Raw genomic sequence first — 12,787 nt, 5'->3', positions numbered from 1 at the left:
CCGCAACCGGGCACCCTGCGCAGCCCTACGGCGCTACGCGCGCCCCGCGGTCTTCTGCGTCTTACGAGTAACGGCGTCGATCACGACCGTGGCCAACAGCACACCACCCGTGATCATGTACTGCACCGGAGAGGCGATGCCCTCCAGGGCGAGCCCGTACTGGATCGACACGATCACCAGCACACCGAGCAGCGCGTTCCACGTCCGTCCCCGGCCGCCGAACAGCGACGTACCGCCGATCACCGCGGCCGCGATCGCGTTCATCAGCAGGTCACCACCACCGGCGCCCTGGTTCGCCGCGGCGATCTTCGAGGCGATGAACAGGCCGCCGACCGCGGCGAACGTACCGGAGATCGCGAACACCGAGATGCGGACCATCTCCACGTTGATGCCGGCCCGTCGCGACGCCTCGACGCTGCCGCCGAGCGCGAACACCTTCCGCCCGTACGCCGTGCGCCGCAGCACGAAGTCCGTGACCAGCAGCACCACGATGAAGATCACCACGGCCAGGGGCAGGCCCTTGTACTGGTTGAAGACGATGGCGACGGCGAACGCGACGATCGCCAGCAGCACCGTCCGCACGATGGTCTCGCTCAGCGGCCGCGACGGCACGCCGGCGGCCTCGCGGCGCCGGTTGCCGAGGAAGGAGCTGAGGAAGAACGCGACGGTCACCACGGCGGCCAGGCCGTAGGCGGCGGCCACGTCGGAGAAGTAGTAGCTGGTCAGCTGGGCCACGACCCCGTCCGGGTCGAGGTTGATCGTGCCGTTGTCGCCGAGGATCTGGAGCATGAAGCCGTTCCAGAACAGCAGACCGGCCAGGGTGACGGCGAACGCGGGGACGCCGATCTTCGCGAAGAAGAAGCCGTGCAGCAGGCCGGCGACCGTGCCGGTGAGGATGGCCAGCACGAAGGCGAGCCACTCGTTCATGCCGTTGGTGACGTTCAGCACGGCGAAGCTCGCACCCGCGACACCGCTGACCGAGCCGACCGACAGGTCGATCTCGCCCAGCAGCAGCACGAACACGATGCCGACGGCGATCATGCCCGTGCCGACCATGGCGACGGACATGTCGGACAGGTTGCCCGCGGTGAGGAAGTTGGAGTTCAGGCTCGTGAAGATGAGCCAGATGATCGCCAGGCCGATGACGACCGGGATGGAGCCCAGGTCGCCGGACTTCATCTTGCGCTTGAACTCGGTGACGTAGCCGGCGAGTCCCTGCTCGCGCACGAGCAGCCGGGGGTCGACGACCGTGACGGCGGCCTTGGCCGCCTCGGGGTTCTCCACGACGTGGTCGTCCGGAGCCGCGGAGGTCTTGTCGATGCTCACTTGGAAACCTCCCCGTTCGTGCGCGCCGCACGGCGGGTCACGGCGTTTTCGGTGGCGCCGGTGATGGCGGAGATGATCTCTTCCTGCGAGGTCGACTTGACCTCGAAGACGCCGTTGTTGCGCCCGAGACGCAGCACGGCGACCTTGTCCGCGACGGCCTTCACATCGGCCATGTTGTGGCTGATGAGGATCACGGCGTGGCCGCGCTCGCGCAGCCGCTCGACCAGGTCGAGGACCTGCGCGGTCTGCTCGACGCCGAGGGCGGCGGTGGGCTCGTCGAGGATCACCAGCTTGGGCTCGCCGAGCATGGACCGGGCGATGGCCACGGTCTGGCGCTGGCCGCCGGAGAGCGAGGCGATCGGGATGCGGACGCTGGGGATGCGGATCGACAGCGTGTCGAGCAGCTCGCGGGAGCGGCGCTCCATCTCCACCTCGTCCAGGATGCCGCGCTTGCGGATCTCCCGGCCCAGGTAGAGGTTGCCGACGACGTCGATGTTGTCGCACAGCGCGAGGTCCTGGTAGACGGTCGCGATGCCCAGGTTCTGGGCGTCGTGCGGTTTGTTGATCTGGACGGACCTGCCGTCCCATTCGATGACGCCCTCATCGATGGGGTGCACGCCGGCGATCGTCTTGACCAGCGTGGACTTTCCGGCGCCGTTGTCGCCGACGAGGGCGACCACCTCACCGGCGTGGACCTCAAGCTCTACGTCGGTGAGCGCCTGTACGGCACCGAACCGCTTGGAGACCCCGCGCAACGCCAGCACGGGCGTAGCGGACACGTGAACCATCTCCTTCGCCGCCTGACCCGGCGGGAGGTTGTGCAGAAGTGTGGGAGGAGTGATCACTCCGGCGCCCCGCGGAGCTTGCGGGGCTGGTGTGGCGGGGCGCCGGAGGAACTCGGGGCAGCCTGGTCCCGTACGGGGGTAACGGGAGCCCGGTTCGGGCTCCCGTGCCCCTCAGGGGACTTGGTGGCTGCTTACTTGAGGCCGATCTTGTCGCAGGCGGCCTTGTACTTGCCGGTGCAGATCTCGCTCACGGTGTAGATGCCGTCCTTGATGACGGTGTCGTTGATGTTGTCCTTGGTCAGCGAGACGACCGGGACCAGGACGGACGGGATGGCCTTGGTGGTCGGGCTGTCGACCTTGTCCTTGGCGATCGAGTCGAGCGACTTGCCCTGGGCGAGGGCGACGGCCATCTCGGCCGCGACGTCCGCCTCCTGCGGGTAGGGCTTGTAGACGCTCATGTACTGCTCGCCGGTGACGATGCGCTGCACGCCGGAGAGTTCGGCGTCCTGGCCGGTGACCGGGATGTCGGCGATGCCGGCGGCCTTCAGGGCCGTGATGATGCCGCCCGCCATGCCGTCGTTGGCGGAGTAGACGCCGACGATCTTGTCCTTGCCGAGGGCGGAGATGGCACCCTCCATGTTGGCGTTGGCGTTCTCCGGCTTCCACTCCTTGGTGTCGTACTCGCGGCCGATCTTCACCTTGCCGTCGAGGACGGAGTGCGCGCCCTTCTTGAACTGGGCGGCGTTCGGGTCGGTGGACGACCCGTTCATCATGACGATCTGGCCGTCCTTGGCCTTGTCGCCCAGGGCCTTCAGCAGGGCCTCGCCCTGGGTCTTGCCGACGGTCTCGTTGTCGAACGAGGTGTAGGCGTCGATCGGGCCCTCGGCCAGGCGGTCGTAAGCGACGACGGGGATGCCCGCGTCCTTGGCCTTCTTCACCGAGCCGGCGATGGCCTTGGAGTCCACCGCGTCCACGATCAGCACGTCGACCTTGTTGGTCACCATCGTGTCGACCTGCTGGTTCTGCGTGCTGGCGTCCTGCTTGGCGTTGGCGTAGACGACCTCGCCCTTGCCGTTGGTGAGTTCCTTGACCTTCTTCTGGATGAGCGGCCGGTCGAACTTCTCGTAACGGGCGGTCGCGTTCTCCGGAAGGAGCAGGCCGACCTTGATGTCGTCGCCCTTCTTGGCGGACCCGGTGGAGTCGGCGCTGTCGCCGGACTCCTTGGCGCTGCCACAGGCAGCAAGCGAAACGGCCATCGCACCGGCGGCAATCGCAACAGCGGCGCGACGCATACGCGTGTTCACTTCAGAAACCTCCCTGACGAGGCCGCGACATTGCGGCCGAGGTGGCTGGAAGTCAACTCGGCCACACGTGCGACGTCAAGAAGTAAATCCTTAACGAGATGGCAACGGTGCCATCCGTTCTCTAAGTGAAGGCAGGGGTCGCCGCCTGCAGCGCCCCAACGGCGGTCCCGTCCAAAAGGGTTGAATCACCCATCTCGCTGAGGGCCAGCGCGAGCGCTCCGAGCACCTCCGCACGGCCGCCGAGCGCCCCGGGGAGAACGGACAGCTGGCGTGCCGCGCTGGGAATGGCGTAGCGGCCGACGGACTCCCGGATCGGCCCGAGCACCAGCTCACCGGCCTCGGCGAGATCACCGCCGAGGACCACACGGCTCGGGTTCAGCAGGTTGCAGAGATTGGCGACTCCACTGCCGATGTGGCGGCCGACGTCGGCGATCACCCGACGGCAACCCGGGTCTCCGTCCCGCGCGAGCCGTACGACGCCTTCCATCGTCAGGTCGGTGCCGTGGCTGGACTGGAGGAGCGGGAGCACGTAGCGCGCGGCCGCGAAGGTCTCCAGGCAGCCCCGGTTTCCGCAGCGGCATACGGGGCCGGACTCGTCGAGTGTAATATGTCCGATTTCTCCTGCGGTACCGCCCGGACCGCGGTAGATCTTGCCGTTGATCACCAGGCCCGCGCCGACACCGCTGGCGACCTTGATGTACGCCAGGTCGCGCACGCCGCGGCCGCTGCCCCAGACCATCTCGCCGAGGGCGCCGAGGTTGGCGTCGTTGTCCACGTGCACGGGTACGCCGAGCCGCTCGCGCAGCTCCTCGGCGGGCTTGGTGCCGGTCCAGCCGGGCAGGATGGCGGTCGAGCCGAGGGTGCCGGACTCGACGTCGATGGGGCCGGGCACGCCGAGGCCGACGCCGGCGATCTTGGTGCGGTCTACGCCGGTGGCCTCGATCAGCCGGCTGACCAGCTGTTCCGCCCGGTCGAAGCCCTGGCTCGACGAGGCGTCGACGTCGAGGGGCTCGGACTCCTCGGCGAGCACCTGGTGGGCGAGGTTCCCGATGGCGACGCGCAGGTGGGTGTGGCCGAAGTCGACACCGATGACGATGCCGGCGTCCCCGCTGAGGGACACGCTGCGGGCCCTGCGGCCGCCCGCCGAGGTGGGTGTGACCTCGACCGTGCCGCCTTCCTTCAACTCCCGGACGATGTTGGACACCGTCGCGGCGGACAGGCCCGTCGTCCGGGCGATCTCGGCCTGGGTGAGGGAGCCCGCCAGGCGCACGGCTCGTACGACCCGCTCCAGGTTGGCTCGGTGCAGCGACGACTGCGACCCCGGAGTCTCCACGACGACCTCCTGCGCGCGGGGCCGCATCGATGAGGCCCCGTCCATGTCCAACTAGTGAACTCTAAGCTGAGCCGTTCGGGTTGCCTCCCGTCAAGAGGTTGAGCCGATTCCTCCGTGTGTGCGAGTGGTCGCGGACGGCTACGTATGCCTGCGGCGGCCTGTGGCTGGTTCGGTGGGGTGTGCGTAGCGCCTACCGGGGTGCGGTGGGTCGGGGCCGCGCTGGGGGGTGTCCGTCCTCGGAACGGCGCGATGGGGTCGGACGCCGACTGACTGTCCGTTGACGCGCCAACCGCTGCGGGCGGACACCCCCCGACACGGCCCCTTCCGTGCGTGCGCGGGTGCGGGCGCGTCGTGGTTCCGCTCAGCCGCCGCAGGCCGTCGTGCGGGCCCGCTGGTCCGCTCAGCCGACGGGCAGTCGTGCCTCCACAGCGCCTTGAGGGCCTGGGAGGTGCCCCCAGGCGGCACAGGTGGGCGTTGCGCACCTCGTCGCACCGAGCCGCGCAACGCCCCGGTCCGGGCAGCCGCCGGGAGGGGTTACTTCAGCGCCCCCGCCGTCAGGCCCTGTACCACCTGGCGCTGGAAGATGATGTACGCCGCGAGGACCGGGAGCATGGCCATCACCAAGCCCGCGAAGAGGCCCGACCAGTCGCCCTTGTAGCCCTGGCTGACCGCCAGCTGGACCAGGCCCTGGGTGAGCACGCGCTTGTCGGGGTCGGTGTTCAGGACCGTGGGCAGCATGTACTGGTTCCACTGGCCCAGGAAGTTGAAGATGCCGACGCTGACCAGGCCCGGCTTGGCCATCGGCAGCATGATCTGGAAGAACGTACGGCTGTGCGAGGCGCCGTCGACGAAGGCCGCCTCCGCCACCGACGTCGGCAAGGTGCGGAAGAACGCCGTCAGGAAGAAGACCGTGAACGGGAGGGAGTAGGCGATGTAGACGAGGATCAGGCCGTGGATGGTGTTCAGCAGGCCCATGTTGTTCACGACGTAGAACAGCGGGACCAGCGCCAGCATGATCGGGAAGCTCATGCCGCCGATGAACAGGTAATAGATGAAGCGGTTGCCCGGGAAGTCGAACCGGGCCAGGACGTAGGCCGCCATGGAGCCGAGGACGAGCGTGCCGATGAGGGAACCGCCGACCACGAGGACCGTGTTGAGGAAGTAGTCGCTCATGTTCGCTTCGGTCCACGCCCGCGACCAGTTGTCGAAGTGCAGCGTGTCCGGCAGCGACCAGGGCGAGCTGAAGATGGACCGGTCGTCCTTGAAGGACGTCATCACCGCCCACAGCAGCGGCATGACCACCATGACCGCCCAGATGACGAGGATGCCGTGGGAGAAGGCGTTGAGGAGCGTGCCCTCTTTCTTCTCCTTCGGCGGTGGGCCCGGCGGGAGGTCGGCCTTGGTGACGGGCGCGCCGGACTCGGCCGGCACGGGCGCGGAGGACTCCGTCGTCTTCATCAGTACTCCAGCCGCTCGCGACGGCCCAGCCGCATCACCACGGCGGCGAAGGCCAGCGTGACGACGAGCAGGGCGACACCGATGGTGGTGGCGTAGGCGGCCTGCCCGTCACGGAACGCCTTCTGGTACACGTACAGGACCATGACGGTGGTCGAGTAGTCGGGACCGCCCGGGCCGGTCGTCATGATCTGCACGACCGCGAACGACTCGGCGCCCAGGGCGAGGATGCCCATGTAGACCCAGCCCGACTGCACGGTGTCCCAGAGCAGGGGCAGGGTGATGCGGAAGAAGGTCGTGAAGCGGTTCGCGCCGTCCAGCAGCGCCGCCTCGTACATCTCCCCCGGGATGGAGGCCATGCCGGCGGAGAAGAGAACCACGAAGAAGCCGACCGTGGACCAGACGAGGACCGCCATCACGGCCCACAGCGCCAGGTCGGGGTCGCCGAGCCACAGGGGCTGGACGTCGCCGAGTCCGATGCCGCGCAGGACCGAGTTGATCGCGCCGCTGTCCGGGTTGTACGCGAACGCGAACAGCAGCGCGACGATGGCGATCGAGAGGACCTGCGGGAAGAAGTAGACGATCTTGTAGAAGGAAGAGCCGCGGACGCCGGAGACGACCGGGCCGTTCTTTCTCTTTCTGCCGCCCACGTTGATCATGAAGGCGAAGAACAGCGCGAGGCTGATCGTCACCACCGGCAGCAGGAGGGCGAACAGCAGGCTGTGCTGCAACGACTTCCAGAAGATCTCGTCGTCGAGCAATCGGCTGTAGTTGTCGAAACCGACCATCTTGAATTCGGGACTCAGGCCGGTCCAGTCCGTGAACGAGTAGTAGATGGACTGGATGAACGGCCAGATCACGAAGAGCGCGTACAGTCCCAGGGGCAGCGCGAGGAAGCCCACGATGAACCGGTACTTGCCGTGCTGCATCGCCACTCCGGTGCCGTTGCGGAAATTGGGTTTCCGGTGCCGTTACTGGTGCTTGTAGTGCTTGACCGAGTCGTCCTTGGCGGTCTCGTCGGCGAAGTTCTGGATCTTTTTGATGGCCTCGGCCGGCGTGAGGCGGCCGGCCATCATCTCGCCGAGGCCGGAGACGCCGATCTTCTCCTTCTGCAACTGCACGTACCAGTCCTGAAGGCGGGGGTTCACCACGTTCTCGCCGGCCTTCTCCAGCGCCGCGACACCCGACTTGAGGCCGGGGGTGAGGGCGACGCCGTCGGTGCCGCCGTTGTACGCGGTCAGCGACTTCACCTTGCTGGTGAAGTTCTTCGAGGAGGCCTCGCTGAGCATGATGCGCAGCTGCTCCATGCCGCCCTCGGCGTTCTTCGCCTTCGCCGGGACGATGAAGGGCTCGCCGCCGGAGGCCCAGATGGTGCCGAAGGGCATCTTGTCGGAGGAGTCGAGGCCGGTGGGCGCGGAAACGGCCAGGTCGAAGTCCTCAGGGATGACCTTCGCCGACTCGTTCTCCACCCAGGAGCCGTTCGGGATGAACAGGGCCTTGCCCTCGGCCCAGGCGGTCTGCGACTGGATGTGGTCCAGACCCGGCGTGCCCTTGAGGATGTAGCCCTTCTTGTAGAGCTCGTAGTACGCGTCGAAGCAGGCCTTGACGGCCGGGTGCTTCCAGGCGTTCGGCTCCAGGTTGTCGATGGCGTCGAGGACTTCGCGTCCGCCGACCTTGCCGATCATCGGGTAGAGCGAGAAGGGGAGGTAGTACGGGTATTTGCCCGCGTACGTCCAGCCCGCCATGCCCTTCTTCTTGGCCTTCTCGCAGACCGCGAGCATCTGGTCCCAGGTCTCGGGGTACTGCTCGTCGAGCGAGTCCAGGGCCTTCTGCGAGTACCAGACGCCGTAGACCGTGTAGGCGTAGTAGAGGATCCAGACCTTCTCGCCGTCGAACTGGCCCATCTCGACGATGCCGGGGCGCAGCGTGTCGCGGACCTTCTTGTTCGGGTCGTCGTAGGAGGGCGCGTCCAGCAGCGGGGTGAGGTCGGTGAGCTGGTCCTTGCCGACCAGGACGCCCATGTCCATCTGCTCGGCGCCGGAGTTGTCGATGAGGTCCGGCGGGGTGCCCTGGTTGAAGCGGGGCTGGAGGGTGGACTGGATCTTCTGGGTGGCGGAGAACTTCACCTTCGCCTTGGGGAAGTTCTTCTCGTAGATCTTCACGGCGTCCTCGGCGTACTCCTTGCCAAAACCGCCGTCGAACAGGACGAATTCCATGCCCGCGGTGTCATTGACGCCGAGCGGGTTCTTCGCGGTCTTCTTGCCGGCCTTGGTCTTGTCCCCGCTGTCGTCGCCGCCGCTGCTGGCGCAGGCGGACAGGAAGCTCATCGTGGGGACGGAGATCAGCCCGAGCGCGGCGGACCTTTTGATCAGATCACGGCGGCCGACACCCTCGGTGCCGTGGTTCTCGGCGGAAGTGGATCCCATGCTCAAGTCCTCGCCTTCTCCAGGACTCAGGCGGTGAACCGGACCCTTCCGGCACCGCGATCGGGTCAAGCTGGGTCGTGCAGGAAGTACGGGTGGAGACGTGCGGATCGTGTGAAGCGTGCGACAGGTATAGTCCACTTCCCGCCAGCGGATCAACATCGAACACAGGGTTGGGCGTGGGTCTTATCCGAGTTGAGACCTCACGGAAAGTCGAGTGCTCTGCCCGTTCCTCGGCGGAAATATCCCGGTCATCGCCCCCGAATGCCACAACCAACACCCTTGACACTCCTAGACACTTGGGCAACTACTGGTCCTTGCGCATCGAAGTTGACAACGTTGTCCACTGCGCAGGGAGGGTACCCGTTGATGCAACGGAAAGCTCGGCACAGATGGGGTACGGCGGTCGTGTCGGCGACCGCCTTCGCCGTGACCCTGGGTTCTCAGGGCGTTGCGGTCGCACTGCCCGAAACCCCCGAGAAGGCCGACCGGAGTTTCGCCTCCTCCTTCGAGGCGGACGACCCGGTTCCGGACTGGCTGAACACCGTGGACACCGACCCCGGCGGCGGCAAACGCGCCTCGGGTGTCGACGGCGGCTACAGCAGCGGCATACCGGGCAATGTGACCGACCACGTCACCGATGTCAGGGCCAGCGCTGAGAACACCGGCGGGGGCGAGGTGAAGGAGAACCTCGCCGACGGGGAACCGAGCACCAAGTGGCTCGCCTTCGAGCCCACCGGCTGGGTGGAGTTCGACCTGGACAAGCCGGTCGAACTGGCGCGATACGCACTGACATCGGCCAATGACCACGCCGAGCGCGACCCGAAGGACTGGGCCCTGAAGGGCTCCGCCGACGGCAAGGAGTGGAAGACGCTCGACTCCCGCTCCGGGGAGTCCTTCTCCGAGCGGTTCCAGACCAGGACGTACGACGTTGCGGAGCCGGCGGAGTACCGGCACTTCCGGCTCGACGTCACCGCCAACAACGGCGGCGACATCCTCCAGCTCGCCGACGTCCAGTTCTCCACCGGCGGCGGCGACGGACCCGTCCCGCAGGACATGCTCTCCCTCGTCGACCGCGGACCGAGCGGGTCCCCCACCGCCAAGGCGGGCGCCGGGTTCACCGGAAAGCGCGCCCTGCGGTACGCCGGCCGGCACACCGCCGACGGGCGGGCGTACTCGTACAACAAGGTCTTCGACGTGAACGTGGCCGTCGGGAGGAACACGCGGCTGGCTTACCGCATCTTCCCGTCCATGGCGGACGGCGACCTCGACTACGACGCGACGAACGTCTCCGTCGACCTCGCCTTCACCGACGGCACCCACCTGAGCGACCTGCGCGCCACCGACCAGCACGGATTCCCGCTGACCCCGCAGGGGCAGGGCGCGGCGAAGATCCTCTACGTCAACCAGTGGAACGACGTGGCCTCGCGGATCGGGTCGGTCGCGGCCGGGAAGACCGTGGACCGGATCCTGGTGGCGTACGACTCCCCCAAGGGCCCGGCGAGGTTCCGGGGCTGGCTGGACGACGTGACCATCGAGTCCGTCGCACCCGAGCGGCCGAAGGCGCATCTGTCCGACTACGCGGTCACGACGCGCGGCACCAACTCGAGCGGCGGCTTCTCCCGCGGCAACAACTTCCCGGCGACGGCGGTGCCGCACGGCTTCAACTTCTGGACGCCCGTGACCAACGCGGGTTCGCTCAGCTGGCTGTATGACTACGCACGTGCGAACAACGCGGACAACCTGCCGACCATCCAGGCGTTCAGCGCGAGCCACGAGCCGAGCCCCTGGATGGGTGACCGGCAGACCTTCCAGGTGATGCCGTCGGCCGCCTCCGGCACCCCGGACACCGGCCGGGAGGCCCGGGAGCTGGCCTTCCGGCACGAGAACGAGACCGCACGGCCGTACTACTACGGGGTGCGGTTCGAGAACGGGCTGAAGGCCGAGATGGCGCCGACCGACCACGCGGCGGCACTGCGCTTCACCTACCCCGGCGACGACGCGAGCGTCCTCTTCGACAACGTGACGGACCAGGCGGGGCTCACGCTCGACCAGGACAACGGGATCGTCACCGGCTACTCGGACGTGAAGTCCGGCCTGTCGACGGGCGCGACCCGGCTGTTCGTCTACGGCGAGTTCGACAAGCCGGTCACCGAGAGCTCGACGTCCGGCGTGAAGGGCCACCTCCGCTTCGAGGCCGACGACCGGACCGTCACCCTGCGCCTGGCGACCTCGCTCATCAGCGTCGACCAGGCCAGGGACAACCTCCGCCAGGAGATCCCGGACGGCACCTCCTTCGAGGCGGTGAAGCGGAACGCCCAGAGGCAGTGGGACCGGCTGCTGGGCAAGGTGGAGGTCGAGGGCGCCACCCCCGACCAGCTGACGACGCTGTACTCCAGCCTGTACCGGCTGTACCTGTACCCGAACTCCGGTTTCGAGAAGGTCGGCGGGAAGGACCAGTACGCCTCGCCCTTCTCCCCCATGCCGAATCCGGACACCCCGACGCACACCGGCGCGAAGATCGTCGACGGCACGGTGTACGTCAACAACGGCTTCTGGGACACCTACCGGACGACCTGGCCTGCGTACTCCTTCCTCACGCCAAGCAGGGCGGGCGAGCTGGTCGACGGGTTCGTGCAGCAGTACAAGGACGGCGGCTGGACCTCACGCTGGTCCTCCCCCGGCTACGCCGACCTCATGACCGGCACCTCCTCGGACGTGGCGTTCGCGGACGCCTACATGAAGGGCGTCGACTTCGACGCGAAGGCGGCGTACGACGCGGCCGTGAAGAACGCGACGGTCGTGCCCCCGAACCCGGGCGTCGGCCGCAAGGGCATGGCCACCTCCCCCTTCCTCGGCTACACGAGCACCGAGACCCACGAGGGCCTGTCCTGGGCGCTGGAGGGCTACCTCAACGACTACGGCATCTCCCGCATGGGACGGAAGCTGTACGAGGAGACCGGTGAGCGGCGCTACAAGGAGGAGTCGGAGTACTTCCTGGACCGCGCCCGCGACTACGTGAACCTCTTCGATCCGAAGGCCGGTTTCTTCCAGGGCCGCGACGCCAAGGGCGACTGGCGGGTCGAATCCTCGACGTACGACCCGCGGGTGTGGGGTCACGACTACACCGAGACCAACGGCTGGGGATACGCGTTCACCGCCCCGCAGGACAGTCGCGGTCTGGCCAATCTGTACGGCGGCCGGAAGGGCCTCGCCGACAAGCTCGACGCGTACTTCTCCACGCCCGAGACGGCCTCCCCCGAGTTCGTCGGCTCGTACGGCGGTGTCATCCACGAGATGACCGAGGCACGGGACGTGCGGATGGGCATGTACGGGCACTCCAACCAGGTCGCCCACCACGCCATCTACATGTACGACGCGGCCGGGCAGCCCTGGAAGGCGCAGGAGAAGGTCCGCGAGGTGCTGTCCCGGCTCTACACCGGCAGCGAGATCGGCCAGGGGTACCACGGCGACGAGGACAACGGCGAGCAGTCGGCCTGGTACCTGTTCTCCGCGCTCGGCTTCTACCCGCTGGTGATGGGCAGCGGCGAGTACGCGATCGGCTCCCCGCTGTTCAGGAAGGCGACCGTGCATCTGGAGAACGGGCGCGAGCTGGTGGTGAAGGCACCGGAGAACAGCGCGCGGAACGTGTACGTGCAGGGGCTGACGGTCAACGGCCGGACGTGGACGAAGACCTCCCTGCCCCATTGGCTGGTCGCCAGGGGCGGCGTCCTGGAGTTCGACATGGGTCCGCGGCCGTCGTCGTGGGGCACGGGCAAGCACGCGGCGCCGGTGTCGATCACTCAGGACGACGAGGTGCCGACGCCCCGGGCGGACGTGCTCGGTGGTGAGGGCGCCCTGTTCGACGACACCTCGGCGACGGACGCGGCGGTGACGTCCGTGGACCTGCCGGTCCCCGAGCGCGCCGAAGCGGTCCAGTACACGCTGACGTCGTCGGCGGACCGGGTGAAGGCGCCGAGTGGCTGGACGCTCCAGGGCTCCTTGGACGGCACGACCTGGCGGACGCTGGACCGGCGTTCCGGGGAACACGCGCGTTCAGCGTGAGGTCGCCGGGTACGTACGAGAAGTACCGCCTGGTCCTCGACGGCGAGGCCACCCTGGCGGAGGTCGAACTGCTCGCCTGAGCAGCTGAGTTGGGGG

The 12,787-nt window shown here is 67.6% G+C and carries 7 protein-coding genes and 1 pseudogene; 1 reads left to right on the top strand and 7 read right to left on the bottom strand.

Annotation, left to right across the window (positions count from 1 at the left end):
• Positions 1 to 33: 33 nt before the first annotated feature.
• From AC07F0_RS19260 to ngcE, 7 genes are all read right to left on the bottom strand, one after another.
• Complete coding sequence (locus AC07F0_RS19260) at positions 34 to 1,326, bottom strand: sugar ABC transporter permease (protein WP_436725548.1); 1,293 nt, start codon at positions 1,324 to 1,326, stop codon at positions 34 to 36.
• Positions 1,323 to 2,114 carry an ATP-binding cassette domain-containing protein gene (locus AC07F0_RS19255; protein WP_478980306.1) on the bottom strand — a complete coding sequence of 264 codons (792 nt, stop codon included), beginning with the start codon at positions 2,112 to 2,114 and terminating at the stop codon, positions 1,323 to 1,325. The genes AC07F0_RS19260 and AC07F0_RS19255 overlap by 4 nt, the downstream gene beginning before the upstream one ends.
• 188 nt (positions 2,115 to 2,302) lie before the next feature.
• Complete coding sequence (locus tag AC07F0_RS19250) at positions 2,303 to 3,403, bottom strand: ABC transporter substrate-binding protein (protein WP_436725682.1); 1,101 nt, start codon at positions 3,401 to 3,403, stop codon at positions 2,303 to 2,305.
• A gap of 133 nt (positions 3,404 to 3,536) precedes the next feature.
• Positions 3,537 to 4,748 carry an ROK family transcriptional regulator gene (locus AC07F0_RS19245; RefSeq protein ID WP_478980304.1) on the bottom strand — a complete coding sequence of 404 codons (1,212 nt, stop codon included), beginning with the start codon at positions 4,746 to 4,748 and terminating at the stop codon, positions 3,537 to 3,539.
• Positions 4,749 to 5,282: 534 nt separating this feature from the next.
• The gene (locus tag AC07F0_RS19240; protein ID WP_478980302.1) at positions 5,283 to 6,206 is read right to left on the bottom strand and encodes a carbohydrate ABC transporter permease; all 924 of its coding nucleotides are present in this window, start codon (positions 6,204 to 6,206) and stop codon (positions 5,283 to 5,285) included.
• Entirely contained in the window at positions 6,206 to 7,132 is a 927-nt protein-coding gene (locus tag AC07F0_RS19235) for a carbohydrate ABC transporter permease (RefSeq protein ID WP_478980300.1), read from the bottom strand. Before AC07F0_RS19235 ends, AC07F0_RS19240 begins: the two co-directional genes overlap by 1 nt.
• A 42-nt stretch (positions 7,133 to 7,174) precedes the next feature.
• Positions 7,175 to 8,629 carry an N-acetylglucosamine/diacetylchitobiose ABC transporter substrate-binding protein gene (gene ngcE, locus AC07F0_RS19230; RefSeq protein ID WP_478980298.1) on the bottom strand — a complete coding sequence of 485 codons (1,455 nt, stop codon included), beginning with the start codon at positions 8,627 to 8,629 and terminating at the stop codon, positions 7,175 to 7,177.
• A 366-nt stretch (positions 8,630 to 8,995) separates the two neighbouring features.
• On the opposite strand from ngcE, the pseudogene AC07F0_RS19225 reads away from it, so the two are divergent.
• Positions 8,996 to 12,771, top strand: a pseudogene (locus AC07F0_RS19225) (GH92 family glycosyl hydrolase).
• The last annotated feature ends 16 nt before the right edge of the window (positions 12,772 to 12,787 follow it).

Source organism: Streptomyces sp. NPDC045955 (genome assembly GCF_056430805.1).
This window is presented reverse-complemented; position numbering and strand designations above follow the sequence as displayed.

Excerpts from the sequence above, each read along its gene's own strand:
- AC07F0_RS19255 (WP_478980306.1), bottom strand. The coding sequence starts at position 2,114 with ATGGTTCACGTGTCCGCTACGCCCGTGCTGGCGTTGCGCGGGGTCTCC.
- AC07F0_RS19250 (WP_436725682.1), bottom strand. The coding sequence starts at position 3,403 with ATGCGTCGCGCCGCTGTTGCGATTGCCGCCGGTGCGATGGCCGTTTCG.
- AC07F0_RS19240 (WP_478980302.1), bottom strand. The coding sequence starts at position 6,206 with ATGAAGACGACGGAGTCCTCCGCGCCCGTGCCGGCCGAGTCCGGCGCG.
- AC07F0_RS19235 (WP_478980300.1), bottom strand. The coding sequence starts at position 7,132 with ATGCAGCACGGCAAGTACCGGTTCATCGTGGGCTTCCTCGCGCTGCCC.
- ngcE (WP_478980298.1), bottom strand. The coding sequence starts at position 8,629 with ATGGGATCCACTTCCGCCGAGAACCACGGCACCGAGGGTGTCGGCCGC.